A 22,031-nucleotide genomic window follows, 5' to 3' on the forward strand; every position below is an offset into this window, starting at 1 on the left:
TCTGGCGTGGGAATGTGAGTAGCACAATAACGAAATTAATAATAATCAGTTTTATGGTATCTGTTAATCAGTTGACTCTTGACTTTGGTACTTTTGTCCTGTTTGAGGATATTTCCTTTCTAATAAATCCGCACGACCGCATAGGGTTGGTTGGGAAAAACGGCGCAGGCAAATCTACTCTATTAAAAGTGCTAAGTGGTTTGCAGAAGCCAACATCCGGTGAGGTAACCATGCCTCGGGATTTTACCATTGGCTATCTGCCACAGGTGATGAAGCATGATAATCGTTTTACAGTTTTTGAAGAAGTTGAACAAGCCTTCTCAGATATAAAATCGCTAGAAAAAGAGATAAATCGTTTAAATAAAGTTATTTGTGAGCGAGACGACTATCATTCTGACGAATATCTTGCCTTAATAAACAAATTGACGGAAGCCACTGACAGGTTAAATATATTGGGTGGGCAAGATTATAAATCCCGGATAGAACAAACGTTAAAAGGACTGGGTTTTCATTCCTCTGATTTTAATCGTTCTACTTCTGAGTTTAGTGGTGGCTGGAGAATGCGAATTGAACTGGCAAAAATTTTATTGAAGAAGCCTAACTTATTTTTGCTCGATGAACCTACCAATCACCTGGATATTGAGTCAATCACCTGGCTCGAAGAGTTTTTAAAAACCTACAATGGAGCTATGGTCGTCATTTCCCATGATAAAGCTTTTCTCGATAATGTTACCACCCGAACGTTAGAGATATCACTCGGAAAAGTATATGATTATAAAGTGCCGTATTCTCGTTTTATTGAGTTAAGGAAAGAGCGACGAGAGCAACAATTAGCTGCTTTCCGTAATCAGCAAAAAAAGATTGAAGCTACCGAGCAATTTATTGAACGATTTAGATATAAAGCCACAAAGGCGGTGCAGGTTCAGTCGAGAATCAAGTATCTTGAAAAACTGGAAAGAATTGAAGTAGATGAATTTGATGATACTAAATTAAATATAAAGTTTCCGCCGGCACCGCATTCAGGAAAAATTGTTGTTGAAGGAAGACATATTCGTAAATCTTATGGTAACCATTTAGTGTTAGACGATATAGATTTTACCATTGAACGCGGTGAGAAAGTAGCCTTTGTCGGTAAAAACGGCGAAGGAAAAACTACTTTGACGCGAATCATCCTACAGGAATTAGACCATCAGGGAAACATAAAACTTGGACACCAGGTCAAGATTGGTTATTTTGCGCAAAACCAGGCTGAATTACTGGATGAAAACTTAACTATTCTGGAAACAATTGACAAGGTTGCTGTAGGTGATATTAGAACAAAAATTAGAGACCTTTTGGGAGCTTTTATGTTTCGGGGTGACGATGTAGATAAAAAAGTTGCGGTGTTATCGGGGGGTGAACGGACCCGACTGGCAATGGTACGTTTACTGCTTGAACCTGCTAATTTTTTGGTTTTGGATGAGCCGACCAATCATCTTGATATGCGTTCTAAAGAAATTTTAAAGACTGCTTTAAAAGATTTTGATGGCACTGTTTTGCTGGTGTCGCATGATCGTGAATTTTTGGATGGTCTGGTTTCAAAAGTTTATGAGTTTACCAATAAAAAGATTAAAGAACATATTGGAGGTATATACGACTTTCTGGCGAAAAAACGAATGGAAAACTTTAGAGAGTTGGAAGTGTCGAAAAGTCCTGATTCCATTAATTCAGCATCATCATCTAAAACCGATAGCCCGAATAATGGAAAGTTTGCCTTTGTAGAAAGGAAAGAACTTAATAAAAAAATAAAAAAGGCTGAGAAAGAAGTGGTTTCTGCCGAAAATACTATTGCCCAGATAGAACAAAAATTGGAGGAAATATCCAGACAACTGGAAAATCCTGACAATGCTACGGATAACAACTTATTTGAAGAATATCAAACATTACAAAAAGAGATGGAAGGCAAGATGGTTGAATGGGAAAAGGCGCATTCTCTACTGGAAGAATTAAAAAATGTGAGAATTCAAATGGATGCATAAATCCTTATTGGTTTTAATTTCAACCTGAAGTGACAGTGCTATTATTGTATTTGTTTTTGTAGGGTTAATTATAAACCTAAGCCATGCGGGTTCCATTTAACCAATGAGTAAAGTAAACTTTACACGGATGAAACGAGCATGGCGGTTTTCGCCACAAAAGAACATGTATAAAAAGCCCAAGGCAGAAGTGCACAGGCAGAAGGCAGAAGAAGTGATTAGTCATTAGTCAACAAGTGGTTAGTGTTAAATAACTAGTGACTAACGAACTAACCACTAATGACTACTTTTAAGAATTAATATATCATTGAAGTAAGTAAATTTTATACGGTTGAAACGAGCATGACTAAAAAGATTTGTCACTATAAGAACATGTATAAACTTTAAGTCATGCGAGTTCCATCAGACCAATGAATTAGATAAATTTTATACTGATGAAAAAAGATATTGTATTTGGTATAAGGCCTGTTATGGAAGCCATAAATGCCGGGAAAAGCATTGATAAAATATTGATCAGCCAAACTTTGAAAGGTTCATTGGTTTATGAATTACAGGATTTGATAAAGAGCAAAGGTATTCGGTGTGACAGAGTTGTTCCTGAACGGTTAGATTGGATTACTAAGAAGAATCACCAAGGGGTAGTAGCCTTTTTCTCACCAATAGAATATCAAAAATTTGAGGAGGTTTTGGACAAATTATTGTCCAGACCTAAAGCACCATTTATTCTTATTTTGGACGGAATAACCGATGTTAGGAATTTTGGTGCCATTGCACGTACTGCCGAATGTGCAGGGGTCGACGCCATTGTTATTCCCGAAAAAAGAAGCGTTTCAGTAACCCCCGATGCCATAAAAACGTCGGCAGGTGCTCTTTTTAGAATCCCTGTATGCCGTGAAAAAAAGTTGTACTTTGTGCTTCGTCATCTAAAAAATCGTGGATTTTTTATAGCTGCGGCTTCCGAAAAAGCTGAAACGGATTATCGAGAAGTTGATTATCCTGAATCGGTAGCTCTTATTATGGGTTCCGAAGATAAAGGTGTTTCTTCCCAGTTGCTCAAGATTGCTGATGCACAAATTTCCATTCCTGTTCGAGGAAGTATAGGCTCGTTGAATGTATCGGTAGCTGCCGGCATTTTAATATATGAGATGCTTCGAAATCGGAAGTAAAAGGGTTGTTGTATGCACCAGAGGTTTTGTTTATATTTGTTGCTCTCATAGTTATTTATTATGGAATACATTGTTTCTGCGCGAAAATACAGACCTAATACTTTTGCTTCGGTAGTAGGACAAAGCAGCATTACTACTACTTTGCAAAATGCCATCAAAAATCAGCAATTGGCTCATGCCTATCTGTTTTGCGGTCCCAGAGGGGTCGGGAAAACTACTTGTGCGCGGATTTTTGCTAAAACCATTAATTGTGAAAATGTTACTGCTAATTTTGAAGCATGTAACGAATGTGATTCCTGTAAGGCTTTTAACGAAAACCGATCCTATAACATTCATGAATTAGATGCTGCAAGTAATAATTCGGTAGATGATATCCGTACACTTATTGATAAAGTTCGGGTCCCACCCCAAATGGGGAAGTACAGCGTCTATATTATCGATGAGGTGCATATGCTTTCACAGCAGGCATTCAATGCATTTCTTAAGACGCTCGAAGAACCGCCGAGGCATGCCATCTTTATTTTGGCTACTACTGAGAAACATAAGATTTTACCTACCATATTATCTCGATGTCAAACCTTTGACTTCAATCGCATCAGTGTAGAAGATGCTGTTGAACATCTTAAGTTGGTGGCCAAAAATGAAGGAGTGGAAGCAGAGGAAGAAGGACTCAATGTCATTGCCCGTAAAGCTGACGGTGCCATGCGGGATGCCTTGTCTATTTTCGATCAAATTGTTGCCTTTTCGGGTAAGCGGATTTCCTATCAGCAAGTTATCGAAAACTTAAATGTTTTAGATTATGATTATTATTTTAAGTTGGTTGATGCTTTCCTGAAAGAGGATACTACCAATGCATTACTGATTTTGGACGAGATTTTGGAGCATGGATTTGATGAAGGACACTTTGTGGAAGGCCTGTGTAGTCATCTTCGTGACCTTATGATGTGCAAAGATGAAGCCACTTTGCCTTTGTTGGAAGTGGGCGCCTCAATTCGTGATAAATATCTGCAACAGGCCAGGAGTTGTTCGGTTGATTTTTTGGTTAAAGCTTTGGATATAGCTACACAGTGCGATTTGCAATTTCGTTCGGCACGAAACAAAAGATTACATACCGAATTTGCGCTTATAAATCTTTCGCGCATTATTACCGAAAAAAAAAAGTAGAAACTAATGCAGAAAATTCTACCTCTACTTCAACCCAAACAACCAAACCTAATATAAATGCTTCCAAAAGTTCTCCCTCGTCTTTTGCTGGCAATCAAATTTCCTCAAAACATTCAGGCAAAAAACTAAAAAGTTTTTCAATAAAAAAACTGAGTAGCCTTCAACAGACCTCGGAACAATCTTCCAATATACAGGGGAACCAGCCGCATAGTGGAATTGATTCAGAAATTGACCCTTCGTGGGATAATGATGTCACACCCGAAATGTTGCAAAAAGCCTGGGCCAATTATGCCCAGACCATTGAATCGAAAAATCCCAGGTTATTTAGTATGTTAATGGCTCATTCGCCGCGTCTTAAAGGTAAACATGCGGTAGTATTCCCGCTTCAAAATGAAACGCAGGAAGTTGAGCTGGTGAGGGAGAAAGGTCCTTTGATGAGGTTTCTCAGAAAAGAACTAAAAAATGCCAGGTTACAACTAGAGGTTGAATATGTGCGCGAAGAAAGTGAACCCACAAAAGCTTTTACTGCGGCCGATAAATATAAATTATTGGTACAAAAAAATCCTGTTCTTGACAAACTTAGAGATGCCCTTAACCTCGATCTGGAATAATGTTTTTAATTAATAATGAACTTTGTAAATATTTGAGTGTTTATTTCACCAAACAGAAATACAAATTATTGAAAAATGGCGAAAATTAAAGTACAGAATCCGGTTGTCGAACTCGATGGCGACGAGATGACAAGAGTCATCTGGAAAATGATCAAGGAACAGCTTATTCTACCTTACCTTGATTTGGATATTAAATATTATGATTTGAGTATCCAGAGCAGGGATGCAACTGACGACCAGATAACCGTGGAGGCTGCCAAAGCCATCCAAAAATATCACGTGGGTATTAAATGTGCCACCATTACTCCGGATGAACATCGGGTAGAAGAATTCGGCCTGAAAAAAATGTGGAAGTCCCCCAATGGGACTATCCGAAACATAATTGGTGGAACCGTTTTTAGGGAACCCATTATTATAAAAAATGTACCCCGATTGGTACCGGGCTGGGAAAAACCTATTTGTATTGGTCGTCATGCCTTCGGAGACCAATATAGGGCTACAGATTTTGTAACTAAAGGGAAAGGAAAATTGACCATCACTTTTACGCCCGAAGATGGTTCAGAACCCCAGGAATACCATGTCTACGATTTTGAAGGTGATGGAGTGGCTCTGGCCATGTACAATACCGATGAAAGTATTCGTGGGTTTGCTCACAGTTGCTTCAATCAGGCTATCATGAAAAAATGGCCGCTTTATTTGTCTACCAAAAACACCATTCTGAAGAAATATGATGGGCGGTTTAAAGATATTTTTCAGGAGATATATGAAAGTGATTATAAGGAAAAATTTGAAGAGTTAGGCATAACCTACGAACATCGTTTGATTGACGACATGGTGGCTGCGGCATTGAAATGGAATGGCGGCTTTGTATGGGCTTGTAAAAACTATGACGGCGATGTTCAATCCGATACCTTGGCACAAGGTTTTGGTTCTTTGGGTTTAATGACTTCTACGCTGGTTACGCCCGACGGAAAAACTATGGAAGCAGAAGCGGCCCACGGTACCGTAACACGCCATTATCGTCAATACCAACAAGGTAAACCAACATCTACCAATCCCATAGCTTCTATCTTTGCCTGGACGCGTGGACTAGCTTTCCGTGGTAAATTAGATAACAATGAGGAACTGATCAATTTCTGCCATACGCTGGAACAAGTATGTATCGAAACTGTTGAAAGTGGCAAAATGACTAAAGATTTGGCCCTCACCATTCACGGTAAAGACTTGAAAGAAGAGCATTACCTCAATACTGAAGCATTTATGGAAATGCTTGCAAATAATCTGAAAGCTAAAATGGAAGGTTGAGGTTTTGACATTGCTTATTCTGTTATTAATTATTCTGGAATAACACTCTTTTAATTCTAACAAATTAAGCCCCCTTTGGGAACGATAGCTCGTCCCTGAAATTGCAGGGGGCTTTGTCGTTAGCCTAATGGTTAGATTTGGTGTGGAATATTACTCTTTTAAGAAATTGTTCTGCTTCGATGGGTGTAATCTGAGTAGTTGAAATAAATGCCTGTAATTTAATTAGAATATCGTTGAAAGAGAGTGGTGAATTCTCATCAATATAATTGTTTTGAATCAAGAAATCTTCCAAGTCTTGTATTTTAGCCTTTCTAAATCCTGTAACCTCGCCTTTTTGAAGAGCTTCGATAAGTAATTTCGGATTCCCATTATATTGCGCAAGTTTATCGGCTACGGCATCTATAAATTTAGCTGAAATTTGGCCTGATTCCAGAAGAATTTCCCGATTAATGGGTTTGGACCTTCCAATGGAAAATAGTTCCTGGAAATGCATCAATAAATTAGCTTTTTGAACCATATGTTCCCATTTGTCTTCTTTTAAATCGGGGATAATACCATGGTTATGAATGTAGCTTTGTAATGGGCCCCAGTGCTGAATGCCTCTGCACAAACAGTAATACAACCAGTCTAAGTCTTCGTCTTCAGTTAAATACCATAAATGCAGCATGGTTATATCGTTTTGCAACAGGTTGAAGGGAGGTACATTGATATATTTTCTGTATTGGTCATGACTTTTCCCTTCAGGTGGAGGAACAGCATGAAAAAGCTTTTTTTCCTGTAGCAAAGATTCCCAATAGGGGCTATTGTTGGGAGAGGTACCATTTTTTATGGTAATAAAACTGTAGGATACATCATTTTGTTCTTTTAAAAAGGCCATCCATTTCCTGACTTCATCTTCTTGAGCAGTGAAATAGAAAATCTGTCGTCCTTCCCGACTGATAGCGATTAAAGCATTGATAATTGCCGAGGCGCGTTCATCATCGCTATTGGCCAGAAGTTCATCCACCAGCAGTGGTAATTTAATGGAGGTTTCTTGCTTTTCAATAAAAGCCAGTTTTACCGCTAACAATAGTTGTATTCTGGTGCCGGTAGATAATTGGGAAAGAGGTTGTTCTTTTCTCAGCAAGGTGTCGTATGCCGAGAATGAAATAGTTTCTTCATTGGTAAGGCGTAATTCATATCGCCCGGCTGTAATTTTATTAAAAAGTTCATTAGCCCCTTTGAATACCTGAGGCCGGTTTTGGTCGCGTGTTTCCTCTTTTAATTCGTTTACAATTAAATTGCCAGTTAGTTCCGACAGGTTTTTGTCGTATACTTCCTGAAGATTATCCAGTTCTTTTTCTTTTTGAGCTAATAGATCCTCCAACTTATGTCCGAGAGAGATATGTTTAACAGTGTTTTCGATTTCATTGATATGCTTGAAAATTGATTCCCAATTTTGTGCCTTGCTGGAAAATTCCTTTGCCTTAAAATTTGCTTCTTCAGGTGTTAGTTGCAAAGTTTCCTGGCCTAAGATTGGATACAGTGCATGTCTTTTTAATGCTATCTCCTTTTCTTCAAGTTTAATCTTGTTTTTTTCATATTTCTCCTTCCAATGCTTGTAATCATTTAATTGATGGATTAAAGCAATGATTTGATGTTTATCTTCGTGGCCAATATTGAGTTCGGAATAGATTTGATTTAAATCATTTCTTTTACTTTGTAAATGTTGCTCTTCATACTTGATGTTAGTTTCAAGTCGTTGAGCTTCCTGGGCTAGTTGATTGTGTCTTTTTTCTTGCATTTTCAACTCTGAAAGTCTGGCCCTTATTTGTTGCAGGTCGGCAGCTTTTTCAATGCCAATTGCGGTAAATATTCGGTTGCATTCTTCAATTTGATGGAAAAATTCTGATTGCAGTTGTTCGGACTCAGTACGGAGTGAGGTAAGTTTTAAGTGAGCATCTTGCCATTTTTTTATGTTTTCTAAAAGCCATGTAAGACTTTGGAAATTATTTTGAGCAATTTCATCGATTTGTGGAACTACCAGGAGCTTCCCGACAAGGTTATTCCGGACCTTTCGAATCTCATCGATTTGAAACTCTATATCTCTTAAATGTGTGTTCAGTTCATTTTTTTTATTGATGAGCTCCTCATATTTCCGTGCATCAAAAAGCGCTTTTACTAGATCGTTTATTTTGTTGATAACCGCTTGGTTATTCCAGGTTACAGGAGGTTCTAAACCCGTTTTTAAATAATCTTCTTTGCGTATATTGAGGTTATCTTCTGGTGAAGAACCAATGGTTGCATAAATCCATAAGCCAATAAGCGGAATGGTGCCTATAAGACCAGGCCAGCCCCAAACCATAGCTGCAACAATGGAAATAATTCCATCAATAACAAGCAGCGGCAGCAACCATTTCGGCCTGTTTTTTTCTTTAGGTGCCTCGGTAAGCCAATTGTTTAGGGCACTAATGGCATTTCTTATTCTATCGCTATCGTTTATGGGATTTAATAACTGAGATAGTTGCTGATTTATAAATTCTATTTCGGTTTTTAATTTTGTTTGCTGATTTAAAACATTAATGGCTTTGGGCATAAACCGTTCTAATTCATCCAAGTCTTTTAAGTTTATCCCATGCCATTGATAAGGGGAAATATCATTTCCAAGTCTGTTTGATGTCTCTTTTACCTGAATCTCTTGGTTGGCAATCTCTTTCTTTAAAGAGAGTATCTCTTTGTCTAAATCAGAAATACGTTCGGTTCGATTTTCCAGCTCTTCAATTGTTCCGGAGGGTAGACCGTCGCCGGGAATTTTTAATTGATTTAGTTCCTGGTAAATTAAGTCCAGTTGCTCTTTAGCTTTTAAAATACTTTCTTCTGAGGATTTTATTTTTGATTCATAATCTTCTATTATTTTTATTTCATCTCCTTTGATTTTAGTTAACGAGGGATGAAATGTTTTCAGTACCGATGCTGCTTCATTTAATGCGTTTTGAGTGGTTAGATAATCATGAAGTAATGAAAAGTATTCACTTTTTTTTCTGGCTTTTTCAGCTTCTTCTTTTTCTTTATACAGTTGAGATAGGTTCTCTTCTTCTTTTTTTATTTTTTCTTGAAAGCTTAAAGCTTCGTGATACTCATCAAAGGCTTTTTCAACCTTATTGTAAATGCCGGAATTTTTTGAAATAATTGAAGATGAATATTTTAAATTGTTTTTGGCTCCATCGAGGTCGTAACCTCCAATAGATTCACGGATTATGGTTTCTGCTGCTTCGCTTTCTTCTTCTGTAATCATATTCTGCAGAGCCAGCAAATAACGATGGCTCCCTTCTTTGGCCGGTATCCCAGCAATGGTATCGGGTTTACCATTATGGAGATGCATCACCTGGTCGGCATCAATTTTTATTTCCCATGGTTGCTCATTGTTGATTAAAATAAAAGCGTTAGCTCTTATTTCCTTGGATCGTTGGGGCCAGATTAGTTGTTGAATGAGGCGTGCAGTAGAACTTTTTCCTGAAGCATTGGGGCCTGCAACTATATTAATGTTTGGCGCCAGTGATTCAAATGGTTGTAAACCATCAGGAAGCCCCGGAAGCTTTTGGATATGTAGCTTTTGTATGATATATGGTTGTTTTATCATTAGTAAAAATTTTTTTTAACTCCTTGGTTTAGTGGTGCTGACATAATTGTGTTTTGTACATTGTTCCCTGATTCCAATTGCTGACTCACGGTTATTGCATTCAACGCAGAAAAGCCAGAGCGCTGAAAAGCTCTAACCGTAGTACTCTCGGGATTAATAGTAACTGATTAGTAAAAACTTTTTACACTTACAAACAATCTAACTGGCACCGAAAACCAGCAACTAAATGCCGGTTCATTCAATCTGCCAGCGCACTTAATGATGCACCATACTTTTGGTATGCCATTTTTTCTTTGGTCATGCTTATTCATTCTTCAGACTTTTGTATTAATAATTCGGCCAGCAGTCTTCGACATTGTGTTAATATTTCTCTTTTGGCCGTATGATCATTAGGATCAATAGTTCTGTGGTTGGTTTTTAATCGATAAAAAACGGGGGCGTTGTTGATTCGCTCGGCTTCATCTTTCCATTTTTTTATTAGGTTATTGAGTAACGGTGTGTTGTTTCCATTTTGAATAGCAAGGATTGTTTCAGCCAGTAAACCTGCCGGTGAAGCTTCTTGAGCAAGATTGGTGAGACGTTCTATGGCAGGCATGAGGTCATAATCAATCTTTCTTACCGAAATATTTATTGCTTCCTCATAGCTAAAATGTTCCTGTATTGTAGACATCCATTCTTCAATTTTCCGAACATTGGAATGCTCGCCGGTTAATAACAGATCCAAAATTAGATAACGAACTTCTATTAAGTTGTCTCTGTTCTCTTCTTTAAATTCTTGAATACTATCGACCACTAATTTTCTCAGGCTTTCTTCGTTTAATGTCTTAGTTATATTTATTGTTAGAGTTTCATAGCGTACCGGTGAGAGAGGAATTTGATTAAAACGAATATTATGTTTTGATTCTACCATGATTTGCAAAGGTCCATGAATGCCTTGTTCTTTAGGACTTAAGGCATGAGGCGACCCTGGGTAGCTTATTAAGGGGGCGTTATCTCGAATGGTTTGTGGCTTATGAATGTGGCCCAGAACCCATGCATCAACCGGGTGTTCAAAAAAGTTTTCTATTCTAACAGGAGCATAGTGGCTTTTTTTTGAATCCAGGTCAGTATGAAGCAGTCCGATAGTAGGTATATCCTGATGGTTGATCTTTAAATCTAATAATGGATTAATTGCTACGTGTTGGCTGGGGAATGACCACCCAACGAACCTGATTTCTTGACCATTAATTGTTATTGTTTTTGTTTCCCATCTTCCGTTAGCTCCTAAAATATGAATGTTTCTATATTTTGTTTGATCAGCCGTTTGCCGTAAAACATCGTAGTCATGATTGCCGGATATCAAGAATACCTGAATTCCTGCTTCGCGTAGACGGTTAAAGCCCGCTTGAAGAGGCCCCACTGCTTCAAAATATCGATTATCGCGATCTACTATGTCGCCGGTCAATACTAAAACATCGAAATTGTCATTTATAACTCTTTTTATTATTTGCTCCCATGTATGTTTGGTGGCTAATTCCTTGGCATCAGTCGATAGAGCAGAAGATTTTTTGCCAATATGGAGATCTCCCGTTGCTAGAATTTTTACGGACATAGAACTGTGTATCTGTTTTTGTTTGTTGTCGATTAATAATTGTAAGTTCAATAAACAAATTTTCTTTCGGGTATATCTTTATTTTACCTTAAGTTGAAAACTTGTCTAATACCCATACTTCAACACAATATTAAATTTATTCATGGAAAATTCAAATGTTTCTTAAGAAACATTTTTACGGGTTTAAGATGCAGGAATTAGTTTAAAGTTAATTTGTTCCTTAATGCATTATCGGCTCTATAGCCGATATTTTTAAATATCGGTTCCAGAGCCGATATTTGCAATTATCGGTTCCAGAGCCGATATTTGTAATTATCGGTTCCAGAGCCGATATTTGTAACTGAGTACTTTCTGAAAAATGAGTTTTGACTTTGATATAAAATTCAATAAATTTGGATTTAATGAAACGAGCTGTAATAACGGGTGATATAATAAGATCACGCGAGAAGAAAACGGAAAATTGGATTAAAAATCTGAAATCAGTTCTTGCTCATCATGGCAAAGCGTTTTCGGAATGGGAAATTTTTCGCGGAGATAGTTTTCAACTAATGGTGGAACCTTTATATGCATTAATGGCCACCTTTCATATTAAGGCATCCATGAAATGTGTTAGCGAGTTGGATGTTCGTATGGCCATAGGAGTTGGAGAGGTGACTCATTTGTCGGCAAGGATTACCGAATCCAATGGGCCGGCTTTTATCTATTCGGGCGAGTGTTTTGATGATTTAAAGAAGCAAACCCTGGCAATAAAAACGGGCCATCGTGAGACGGATAAAACCTTAAATATGATGTTTAAACTGGCGATGCTTACTGCCAATAACTGGTCGCCTAAAGTAGCTACAGTGATAAAAACGTTTTTAGAACATCCCGGAAGTAATCAAAAAGAACTTGCCCAACGATTAAATATTTCTCAAAGCAATGCCAGTGAGGCTTTAAAAAGAGGTGGATTTAACGAAATGATGCAATTAGATGAGTTTTACAGAGAAAAAATTGCCAATATATGATTTCTCTGACACTAAAACTGTTAATTGCCCATATGCTGGGTGATTTTGTTTTTCAGCCCGACCGTTGGGTTGAAGACAAAAAGGTGAAACAATATAAATCACGCTATTTTTATTATCATTTATTTGTCCATCTGTTCTTCCTTTGGCTCTTATTGGGTTTTCGGTGGTATTATTGGCCTTTGGTATTAATTTCGGTTGGTAGTCATTTTTTTATTGATTTGGGAAAGCTGAAGCTGGAAAAAGTTGTTAATCACAGGTGGCTCTTTTTTGTGGACCAGCTCTTTCATTTAATAGTAATTTTTTTGTTGGCATATTTTAATGAACCTTTTGCTTTGAATTTAGAAGGGCTGTTTTCTGTGCAATTGTTGGTGTTCATTGCTGCATTACTGTTATTAACGTCTGTTTCATCAGTAATAGTAAAGACTCTGATTTCGGGATGGGCATTAAACGAAATTAGTTCTAAAGAGTCGCTTCCTGGTGCCGGCAAATATATAGGCATGTTGGAGCGGTTATTCATTTTTACTTTCATTGTCCTCAATCAGTGGCAAGCCATTGGATTTCTGATTGCTGCCAAATCCATTTTCAGATTTAGTGATATTTCAAAGGCCAGAGATCGAAAATTAACTGAATATATGCTCGTTGGCACTCTGATGAGTTTCGGGTTGGCTACCCTGACAGGTCTTGGCTATCTCTATGTGATGGATTTCTTATCGTAGGGTAATCTTCATTTATTTTTCGGAAATAGTCCACAAAAAATTATCCTCGGAGGCTGAAAAGCTAAAACTAATATTATTGTACTCAATGTGAATATTATAGCACTGACCACATTTAAAAACCGTGCCGTTGGTTGCCTGTTTATATTATGCGTATATATAGGCAGAAGTGCACAGGCAGAAGGAGCTTAAAGTCATTTCATTAGTGCATGGTCATTAGTGTTGGTAACACAAAGCACTAAAATCAGATAACTATAAATTAATGACCAACCACTAACTACTAACCCAAATGACAAATTTTAAGAACAGTTCAATGAAATAAGTAAATTTTAATACGAATGTAAGGAATTTGTAAGTGCATTTCATATTCTGAGGTTTTAATTCAGTTAACATTTAATCAGATTGTTAGCCTGATAAAATGCTAAAGTTTTATCATTATTCCCGTGAAAAATAACAACTGACATGAATCCTTGGGGGAAAACATTTTTAGAAGACTTTTGTTTATGCTATTGTTAAAGCAATATTGGCATGGTTAAATATACCGGAAAATCTTATTTTTTTTGCGGAAATAATTGTTTGAATACCAGTTTTATAAAATAGAAGATAATGAAAATTTAAATTGCAAGTATTTTGATTTCAATGTCCCTGGGCAAATAGAGGGGTTGAACAGGATGAGTGTAGGCAGGTACGAAAAAAATTTGAAAGCACTAATGTTAAAATATTATGCAGGACAATAGATTACCCTACCGGAAGTTTTATGCCAGAAAAGAAAAACTGGAAAATCAATATTCCGGAGACTATAACCAGAAACAGCATTCAAAAGGAAAGCTAACAGCCAGAGAACGTATAGATTTGCTTTTGGATGAAGGCAGTTTTCATGAAATAGATGCATATGTCAAATCGCAGGATAATAACCATGATTTTTTTGGTGACGGAGTTATTTGCGGTTATGGGACTATAAATGGGCGTAAGGTTCTATTGTACGTACAAGATTTCAACTTTTTAGGCGGCTCATTAGGGGCTGTTCACGCCCGTAAAATTCAAAAAGTGCAAGATATAGCACTAAAAATGGGTTATCCCATTATTGGTCTCATTGATTCAGGTGGCGCCCGTATTCAGGAAGGAGTGGCCAGTTTGGCAGGGTATGCTGGTATATTTAAGCGCAATGTGCAATCGTCGGGGGTTATTCCTCAAATTTCAGTCATTTTAGGACCTGCCGCCGGCGGTGCTGTTTATTCGCCTGCTTTAACCGATTTCCGTTTTATGGTGAAAAACACCTCTCACATGTTTGTTACCGGACCGGGCGTGGTAAAGGAAGTTCTTAACGAAGATGTTAGTTTTGAGGATTTAGGTGGTGCCGAAATTCATTCTACCACTTCAGGTGTGGCAGACTTTGTCTATTCCGATGAGGAAAACTGCTTGTTAGGAGTTAAGAAGTTACTTTCTTACTTACCTTCAAATAATGTTGAACATCCGCCGATTGCCCGACGCGACGATATTGAACCCAACAGGTTGGATAATATTTCGTTGATTATTCCCGACGATTCGGGTAAACCCTACGATATTATTGATATTATCAACCGTATAGTGGATACGGGAAGTTTTTTTGAAGTAGCAGAAAATTTTGCACAGAATATTGTTACCGGATTTGCCAGGTTAGACAACCAGGTGATTGGTATAATTGCCAATCAACCTAAGTGTTTAGCCGGAACACTCGACATTAATGCTTCGCGTAAAGCTGCCCGTTTTGTCCGTTTTTGCGATGCTTTTAACATTCCCATCCTTGTTTTGGAAGATGTGCCGGGATTCATGCCCGGACAAAACCAGGAACATAACGCTATTATTTTGCATGGTGCAAAACTTCTTTATGCTTTTGCCGAGGCTTCTGTGCCCAAAATTACCGTTATCCTGAGAAAAGCCTACGGCGGCGCATATATTGTAATGAACAGCAAAGCTATGGGAGGCGATTTTAATTTTGCCTGGCCTACGGCTGAAGTAGCCGTTATGGGGCCCGAAGGCGCTGTTAAAATTCTTAATCGAAAAGATTTGGCAAACGCTGAAGACCCCGAAGCGTTGAGAAAAAAGCTGGCACAAGATTATAAAGAGAACATTGCCAATCCTTTTATAGCCGAAGAAAAAGGGTTTATTGATGAGGTTATTGATCCTGCCGATACCAGAAAGGTACTGATCGATACCTTTGCGCTATTGGAAAACAAGGTGGAAGAAAAAATTTCGCGTAAACACGGAAATATCCCTCTTTAACTAATGCTTTGATACTGAATTTTTGTTTTAAGATATTTGGCTTAAGGTTATTTAACTCAGTATACACTGTTGTTGGAATAATTTACTCTTGGCATTGACGTGTTTTGGGAGCGCTGGTCCTGTAATTGTGAAAACATCCAAACCTATTGCCAGGGGAGTTACTTTCGACATTAATTTTATATTCTATGAAAAATAAAATTAAATCGGTATTAATTGCCAATAGGGGAGAAATAGCCATACGTATAGCACGTACAGCAAAAAAAATGGGGATAAAAACCTTCATGTTCATGACACATGAAGAACCCAATGCCACCTATTTGAAATCGGCTGATGAAATTATTGATGTGACCGAAGAAACCTTCTACAACATATTTACCAACGTCAATAAGATTATTGAATCGGCCTTGAAATATAATATTGATGCCATTCATCCGGGATATGGTTTTTTATCTGAAAATCCGGCATTGGCTAGAGAATGTTTGCATAACAACATTGTTTTCATCGGGCCGTCACATCAACATATCGACCAAATGGGCAACAAAGGGGTGGCCCGCGATATCGCTATCAAAAACAATGTGCCTGTTTTGCCGGGAAGTACCGGGGTAATAACTTCATTGGCCGAGGCAGAAAAAATAGCTGCTTCTATTGGATATCCTGTCATTGTTAAAGCTGTGGCTGGTGGTGGTGGGAAAGGTATGCGTGTAGCATACTCGGAGGATGATTTGCCCAGAATGTTTAATGCTGCTTCCAGAGAAGCCATGTCGGTTTTTGGTAATGCCGCTGTTTTTATTGAAAAATATGTAGAAAATCCCAGACATATTGAGTTCCAGGTATTAGCCGACCAACATGGCAATGTTGTTCATCTCTTTGAACGGGAATGCTCTATTCAGCGAAAACATCAAAAATTGCTGGAAGAGGCACCTTCGCCGGCACTCGACGAAGAGACCAGAAATAAAATGGGACAGGATGCTGTCAGGTTATGCAAAGCAACAGGTTATTATAGCGTAGGAACGGTTGAATTTCTCGTAGATGAGCATCTTAATCATTTCTTCATGGAAATGAATACGCGTATTCAGGTGGAGCATCCCGTAACTGAAGAGATAACGGGTATTGACTTAATTGAACAACAGTTCAGGGTTGCAAATGGCGAAAAACTATCTTTTACACAAAAGGATATCACGCGCAAGGGATGCGCCATAGAATTTCGCATTAACGCCGAAGATGTGCAGGCCGATTTTACCCCCGACAATGGAATTGTTGAAACAATTAAATTCCCCAGAAAGCGCAAAATTAGAGTTGACTCGGGATATGTGGATGGCGATATTATTCCTTCCTGTTACGATTCACTAATTGCCAAACTTATTGTTAAGGGCGCCGATAGAAAAGCTGTACTAAAAACGGCTATTAGTACCATTAATAATATCAAAATTAAGGGGGTGAAAACCACTTTGCCCTTCTTCAAAATGGTGCTTAATAATGAGGCCTTTAAGCAAGGTAATTATTCAACTTCGTTTATAGAAACTGAGCTGGAACAAAACTTTTATCAGGAAGATAATGAACTGGTAGCGGCCATATTGCTTGGTATGACCAAATATCTGAATGAAATCAACAGTATCGATAACCAGCAAATCAGTGAGAAAAACGTGAGTCCCTGGCGATTGAGTCGGTTTTTTAAATAAAGCGAGCATGGCAACTATTGTCACTAAAGAACATGTACAAAAATATTTAGGCAGAAGTGCACAGGCAGAAAAGGCCGATAGGCCAATAGGTTATTTTGTTGTTAGATGATGAGATTGAATGGCTTGAAGAGTTTGGTAAGATTAATGCACAAAATAGACAATTAACTAACCACTAATAACTAATCACTAATAACTAACCACTAATGACTTATTTTAATAATCATTAGTGCAGTGAGTTAAGTGAATTTTGTATGAATATATTATTTGGGAATAAATTTTTAATAAATACCAGTTATGAGTTCAAAAAGCAATCGTTATATTGTACTGGTCGAGGGTAAAAAAATTCCGGTGGAGGTGAATAGGGGAGTCATTCAAAAGATAGGAAATACTCGGCACGAAATGGCTTTAAAAAGAGTTGATACCGATGAATACATTGTTGAAATTGACGGGAAACAACATTCAGGTGAGATTATTCGACTTAAACAAAACAAATGTATCGTCTCGGTAAATGGAAATACTTACAGCTTTGAAATAACTTCAGAAGCTGCTCACCGACGTACAAAAAAAATCAAGGAAAAAGCAGCGAATGCTTCTCTGAAATTAACGGCCCCGCTGCCCGGTAAAATTGTTGAAGTATTAGCCACGCCCGGACAAAAAGTAAAAAAAGGTGAAGCTTTGCTGGTGCTTGAAGCTATGAAAATGCAAAACGAAATTCAAAGCCCGGTAAACGGTATTATTAAAAGTCTAAATGTCCATGTAGGTGCTTCGGTCATGAAAGAGCATATCCTAATGGATATCGAGGTTGAATAATTTATATAACATAAAGTAGTTATTTTTCTTTTTGTCATTTCTTGTAAAGACTGTCAATAACTCTTGAAAGGTCATCATAAAATGTTGATTTTGGGGAATAAAGAGTATTTTGGCAGTTTTTTATTCCACATCCCCTTTTGTTGGTATTTTGTATATCACTAATCTATAGGGTATAGAGAAAAACGATAAAACCATTACTTTTGCATCCGTAAGGTAAGCATGTCATCATAAGTACGAATATTATCCGCATGCTACCTAATCATATAAATATAGTATAAACAGAACATGTTTCAACTCAATTGATTTTCGGATGCAAATAGGCCATCAAAATAAACTAATCCAATTTACAGCACTAATATTAGGTGTTGTAATGGTTTTGCTTATTGTTAACAGAGCCTTATTTGTTCATACGCATATCAATGCAAACGGAGAAGTAATTGTCCATTCCCATCCTTTTAAAAAAAGCGGGCAAAATGATGCGACTTCGCACCATCATTCCAATGCTCAATTCCATTATTTGGATAATTTGAGTCTTCTTTTTCCTATTCTCTTTCTTATCATTGCATTGGTTAATCCTTTTGTAAGGAAAGATTTTTATCTGACCAACCTGTCGGTTAATTTCTCTCCCTTTTTAATAATGCATAAGGGTAGAGAGCCTCCCTTTCTATTTAATTTAACTCATTAGCCGAATGGGACCCGCATGGCTTAACCAAATTTAAACATACCATTTTTGTGGGTTGGGGTGGCCTGCTCGTTTCAATCGATTTTAACTCCTTTTTTAGTGTTCTTCCCTTGCCGGAAGGTCCTTGCTGAGTGTATCTGCTTGATATTTAAGTTGTCTTATTTGATTGCCGGTCGGATAATCGTTTAAAAATTATGATTATTAAAATTGATTATTGATCGGGACAGGGAAGTATTGTCTTGTTCAATTATCAATTGTTTATTTTCATTAAAAATCAGAATGGCCAACCCAATAAAGTAGTCAGGCAGGTGGGCGAATAGGTCACTAGGCGAATAGGCAATTAGATTGTTGACCGATAGGCTGTTGGGCGATGAGTTTAAAGGCATAAATCCGATGCAAAACCCTCATCTTATATCTTGTGTCTAATCATCTAATCATTTGGTTTAAAATGATGTGCCAAACAGACTAACCACTAACGATTAATCATAATTAGTAATAGTTCAATGAAATAAGTAATTTTTTTTTACGAATGAAGATATAAAAGCACATAACAATAGCCCATTCATCCATTAAACCATTTAATAATTTTTTGTATATGAAGTTGATTAAATATTTTTTCCTGTCATTAACATTATTAACCGCATCCATAACTATTCAAGCACAACAAAAATGGAGGTCAGATGCCAATATCATTGGACATGTGGTAGACCAAGACGGCAATCATATTCCGTTTGCCAATGTAAGTATCGTCAATACAACTATTGGTACGGCTACCGATGAGACCGGACATTATCGGCTCATTAACCTGCCTGTTGGACACCACCAGGTTAAAGCTCAATTTTTGGGCTATAAGCCACAAATTGTTGAAGTTGAATTAAAAGGTAATGAAACTAAAGAGATAAAATTCCAGTTGCAGGAAGATGTGTTAGGCGTAGAAGAAGTGGTTGTTACAGCAGATAGGAACGAAACTAACCGCCGGGAATCATCTACCATTGTAAATACGCTTACGCCCAAGCTTTTTGCAACGGCTCAGGTTAGCACTTTAAGTGAGGGGCTCAATTTTTGTCCGGGGTTGCGCATGGAAACCAACTGTCAAAACTGTGGCTTTTCACAGGTTCGTATGAATGGTATGGAAGGGCCCTATTCTCAGATTCTCATTAACAGTCGTCCCATTTTTAGCGGTTTGGCTGGCGTTTATGGTTTGGAGCTGATTCCTTCGAACATGATTGAACGCATTGAGGTTATCCGTGGGGGAGGGTCGGCCCTCTACGGCAGCAATGCCATTGCGGGTACCATAAATTTAATTCTTAAAGACCCAATTAACAACTCATACGAGTTTGGAACAGGAAATAGTATATCCGGAATTGGTGTTGATGGTGCCGGCGACCCGGCGCAAGATTATACTGTCAATTTCAATGCATCAGTGGTTTCGAATGATAATAAGACCGGATTGGCGATATATGGTTTTTACCGCGACCGTGAACCCTTTGATGCTAACGATGATTCATTTTCCGAACTTACCGAATTGAAAAATACCACCATCGGAGGAAGAGTTTTTCACCGATTTGGTACACGGGATAAGTTAACCGCCGACTTTTTTAATATTAAAGAGAGTAGGCGAGGGGGAAATAAATTTGATATGCCTGAACACATGGCCGATATTGCCGAATCGGTTGACCATAATATTACAACCGGCGCTTTGGCATATGACCGTTTCTTCCGTGATGCAGACAAGCTATCGGTTTATGCTTCCGGACAGCATGTGGTTCGCGACTCTTATTATGGTGCTGAGCAATCGCTGGCCGACTATGGTAATACCAAAGATTTCTCATATACCGTCGGGGCCCAGTATAATTGGCACTTTCTGAATTCTGACCTTTTATTAGGCATTGAAGATGTGGGTGCCTGGCTGAAAGATAAAAAGTTGGGCTATCCTGATCTGGAAGATCCTAATTTTACCGTGGAAGATGGTCCTTATATTGAAAACCGCATTGTGGCAGACCAGGAAACTAATACTCTTGGTATGTTTGCTCAATATGAATTTGACATTAATAAGCTCAATGTTTCGGTCGGGGCTCGGTTCGACCATTATTCTATTGAAGATGATGCGGAAAATTCTTCTACCTCAGGAGATGTGTTAAGTCCAAGAATTACGCTGAAATACGATATTGTCGAGTCGTTACAGGCCAGAGTCAGCTATTCGCAAGGGTACAGAGCGCCTCAAATTTTTGATGAAGATTTGCATATCGAAACATCGGGTGCAAAAAAAATAATTCATGAGAATGCCGATGATTTGAAACAAGAAACCAGTCACAGTTATATGGTTTCGCTCGATTTTAATCGGCAATTGGGAAATTCTTATATGGGGGTATTGGTAGAAGGATTTTATACCCAACTGGATGATGCTTTTGCCAATGAGTTTGGTGAGCCCGACGAGGATGGTGTCGTAATTTATACACGCGTTAATGCCGAAGGGGGAGCAACTGTTAAAGGGATCAACATTGAAGCTAATTTAGTGCCATCTGACAAATGGGAGTTTAAAGGCGGTTTCACCATTCAGCGCAGCGAATATGAAGAGGTGCACGAACTGAATGAGACCCGCTTTTTCCGTACCCCCGATTATTATGGTTATTTTACCATAGACTGGGACCCTACTAAAAAGTTATGTGTTTCATCCACAGGAAATTATACCGGTTCAATGCTGGTGCCTTACAACGAAAGTGTGTTGCGTGAATCAGACCCATTCTTTGACTTTGGGATGAAAGTTCGATATACCATTCCTATAAATGGAGCTAAACTACAATTTTATGCTGGTATGAAAAATATATTCAACTCATTTCAGGATGATTTTGATACCGGTATCGACCGTGACCCGGCTTATATCTATGGACCTGCCCTGCCAAGAACGCTCTATTTCGGAATTAAACTTGGAAATATGCTGAAATAATAGCATTGATAAGTGCTTAATTAGTTTATACTTATAAAAAGGTTAGCTTAAACCTGCCATATGCTTTTGATTATGCCATTTTCTGCAAGCAGGATTAAGCTAACTTTTTTATGTTCAGTGTATTTTGCTCCCTTTAATCGATATCAGTTGCTCTCTGATGTTTGCAATTAACTGTCCTATAGGTTGTTATCTAACACCCGTCCGGGTGTTTACCAGACACCCACTCGGGTGCTTACCAGACACCCACTCGGGTGCTTACCAGACACCCACTCGGGTGCTTACCAGACACCCGCTCGGGTGCTTATCAGACACCCGTTCGGGTGCTTACCAGACACCCGCTCGGGTGCTTACCAGACACCCGCTCGGGTGCTTACCAGACACCCGCTCGGGTGCTTACCAGACACCCGCTCGGGTGCTTATCAGACACCCGTTCGGGTGTTAGGCAATAACTAAGTAAAGGCGA

At 38.3% G+C, this 22,031-nt stretch carries 14 protein-coding genes and 1 pseudogene; 12 read left to right on the plus strand and 3 right to left on the minus strand.

What is annotated here, in order from left to right:
• The first annotated feature begins 53 nt into the window (after positions 1-53).
• The 5 genes from abc-f (at position 54) to BM130_RS03080 (ending at position 6,261) form a co-directional block, all read left to right on the plus strand.
• Positions 54-2,018: a ribosomal protection-like ABC-F family protein gene (abc-f, locus tag BM130_RS03060; RefSeq protein ID WP_010528146.1), complete on the plus strand. Its 1,965-nt coding sequence runs from the start codon at positions 54-56 to the stop codon at positions 2,016-2,018.
• Positions 2,019-2,449: 431 nt separating this feature from the next.
• Positions 2,450-3,181, plus strand: coding sequence for a 23S rRNA (guanosine(2251)-2'-O)-methyltransferase RlmB (gene rlmB, locus BM130_RS03065; RefSeq protein WP_010528147.1), 732 nt, complete (start codon positions 2,450-2,452; stop codon positions 3,179-3,181).
• Positions 3,182-3,241: 60 nt separating this feature from the next.
• The gene (locus BM130_RS03070; RefSeq protein ID WP_010528148.1) at positions 3,242-4,345 is read left to right on the plus strand and encodes a DNA polymerase III subunit gamma/tau; all 1,104 of its coding nucleotides are present in this window, start codon (positions 3,242-3,244) and stop codon (positions 4,343-4,345) included.
• A gap of 263 nt (positions 4,346-4,608) precedes the next feature.
• The gene (locus BM130_RS03075) at positions 4,609-4,956 is read left to right on the plus strand and encodes a DUF8439 domain-containing protein (protein ID WP_237706152.1); all 348 of its coding nucleotides are present in this window, start codon (positions 4,609-4,611) and stop codon (positions 4,954-4,956) included.
• A gap of 75 nt (positions 4,957-5,031) precedes the next feature.
• A complete protein-coding gene (locus tag BM130_RS03080; RefSeq protein WP_010528150.1) occupies positions 5,032-6,261 on the plus strand; it encodes an isocitrate dehydrogenase (NADP(+)) in 1,230 nt (409 codons plus the stop codon).
• Between the two features lie 124 nt (positions 6,262-6,385).
• On the opposite strand, the gene BM130_RS03085 is transcribed toward BM130_RS03080, so the two are convergent.
• Positions 6,386-9,880, minus strand: a complete 3,495-nt coding sequence (locus tag BM130_RS03085) for an ATP-binding protein (protein ID WP_010528151.1) — start codon at positions 9,878-9,880, stop codon at positions 6,386-6,388.
• Positions 9,881-10,187: 307 nt separating this feature from the next.
• Positions 10,188-11,471, minus strand: a complete 1,284-nt coding sequence (locus BM130_RS03090; RefSeq protein ID WP_010528152.1) for a metallophosphoesterase family protein — start codon at positions 11,469-11,471, stop codon at positions 10,188-10,190.
• 401 nt (positions 11,472-11,872) lie between these two features.
• On the opposite strand from BM130_RS03090, the gene BM130_RS03095 reads away from it, so the two are divergent.
• Both BM130_RS03095 and BM130_RS03100 read left to right on the plus strand, forming a co-directional pair.
• On the plus strand, positions 11,873-12,475 hold the full coding sequence (locus tag BM130_RS03095; protein ID WP_010528153.1) for a SatD family protein: 603 nt from the start codon (positions 11,873-11,875) through the stop codon (positions 12,473-12,475).
• Positions 12,472-13,191, plus strand: coding sequence for a DUF3307 domain-containing protein (locus tag BM130_RS03100; RefSeq protein WP_010528154.1), 720 nt, complete (start codon positions 12,472-12,474; stop codon positions 13,189-13,191). The genes BM130_RS03095 and BM130_RS03100 overlap by 4 nt, the downstream gene beginning before the upstream one ends.
• 12 nt (positions 13,192-13,203) lie before the next feature.
• Here BM130_RS03100 and BM130_RS15800 read toward each other — a convergent pair.
• Positions 13,204-13,320 (minus strand): annotated as a pseudogene (locus tag BM130_RS15800) (DUF6686 family protein); the annotation flags it as partial.
• Positions 13,321-13,911: 591 nt separating this feature from the next.
• Between BM130_RS15800 and BM130_RS03105 the strand changes: the two are divergent.
• The 5 genes from BM130_RS03105 (at position 13,912) to BM130_RS03125 (ending at position 21,568) form a co-directional block, all read left to right on the plus strand.
• On the plus strand, positions 13,912-15,450 hold the full coding sequence (locus BM130_RS03105) for an acyl-CoA carboxylase subunit beta (RefSeq protein WP_010528155.1): 1,539 nt from the start codon (positions 13,912-13,914) through the stop codon (positions 15,448-15,450).
• A 185-nt stretch (positions 15,451-15,635) separates the two neighbouring features.
• A complete protein-coding gene (locus BM130_RS03110) occupies positions 15,636-17,129 on the plus strand; it encodes an acetyl-CoA carboxylase biotin carboxylase subunit (RefSeq protein ID WP_010528156.1) in 1,494 nt (497 codons plus the stop codon).
• 294 nt (positions 17,130-17,423) lie between these two features.
• On the plus strand, positions 17,424-17,939 hold the full coding sequence (locus BM130_RS03115) for an acyl-CoA carboxylase biotin carboxyl carrier protein subunit (protein ID WP_010528157.1): 516 nt from the start codon (positions 17,424-17,426) through the stop codon (positions 17,937-17,939).
• A gap of 310 nt (positions 17,940-18,249) precedes the next feature.
• Positions 18,250-18,624 (plus strand): DUF8478 family putative metalloprotein, encoded by a 375-nt coding sequence (locus BM130_RS03120; RefSeq protein ID WP_010528158.1) that lies wholly within the window; start codon positions 18,250-18,252, stop codon positions 18,622-18,624.
• A gap of 592 nt (positions 18,625-19,216) precedes the next feature.
• Entirely contained in the window at positions 19,217-21,568 is a 2,352-nt protein-coding gene (locus BM130_RS03125; RefSeq protein ID WP_010528159.1) for a TonB-dependent receptor, read from the plus strand.
• Positions 21,569-22,031 lie beyond the last annotated feature (463 nt).

Origin of the sequence: Thermophagus xiamenensis (genome assembly GCF_900112795.1) — a bacterium.
In the GTDB taxonomy this organism is placed as follows: domain Bacteria; phylum Bacteroidota; class Bacteroidia; order Bacteroidales; family Marinilabiliaceae; genus Thermophagus; species Thermophagus xiamenensis.

Bases quoted from the DNA above. Each gene is read 5' to 3' on its own strand.
- abc-f (WP_010528146.1), top strand. From the start codon at position 54: ATGGTATCTGTTAATCAGTTGACTCTTGACTTTGGTACTTTTGTCCTG.
- rlmB (WP_010528147.1), top strand. From the start codon at position 2,450: ATGAAAAAAGATATTGTATTTGGTATAAGGCCTGTTATGGAAGCCATA.
- BM130_RS03070 (WP_010528148.1), top strand. From the start codon at position 3,242: ATGGAATACATTGTTTCTGCGCGAAAATACAGACCTAATACTTTTGCT.
- BM130_RS03075 (WP_237706152.1), top strand. From the start codon at position 4,609: ATGTTGCAAAAAGCCTGGGCCAATTATGCCCAGACCATTGAATCGAAA.
- BM130_RS03080 (WP_010528150.1), top strand. From the start codon at position 5,032: ATGGCGAAAATTAAAGTACAGAATCCGGTTGTCGAACTCGATGGCGAC.
- BM130_RS03085 (WP_010528151.1), bottom strand. From the start codon at position 9,880: ATGATAAAACAACCATATATCATACAAAAGCTACATATCCAAAAGCTT.
- BM130_RS03090 (WP_010528152.1), bottom strand. From the start codon at position 11,471: ATGTCCGTAAAAATTCTAGCAACGGGAGATCTCCATATTGGCAAAAAA.
- BM130_RS03095 (WP_010528153.1), top strand. From the start codon at position 11,873: ATGAAACGAGCTGTAATAACGGGTGATATAATAAGATCACGCGAGAAG.
- BM130_RS03100 (WP_010528154.1), top strand. From the start codon at position 12,472: ATGATTTCTCTGACACTAAAACTGTTAATTGCCCATATGCTGGGTGAT.
- BM130_RS03105 (WP_010528155.1), top strand. From the start codon at position 13,912: ATGCAGGACAATAGATTACCCTACCGGAAGTTTTATGCCAGAAAAGAA.
- BM130_RS03110 (WP_010528156.1), top strand. From the start codon at position 15,636: ATGAAAAATAAAATTAAATCGGTATTAATTGCCAATAGGGGAGAAATA.
- BM130_RS03115 (WP_010528157.1), top strand. From the start codon at position 17,424: ATGAGTTCAAAAAGCAATCGTTATATTGTACTGGTCGAGGGTAAAAAA.
- BM130_RS03120 (WP_010528158.1), top strand. From the start codon at position 18,250: ATGCAAATAGGCCATCAAAATAAACTAATCCAATTTACAGCACTAATA.
- BM130_RS03125 (WP_010528159.1), top strand. From the start codon at position 19,217: ATGAAGTTGATTAAATATTTTTTCCTGTCATTAACATTATTAACCGCA.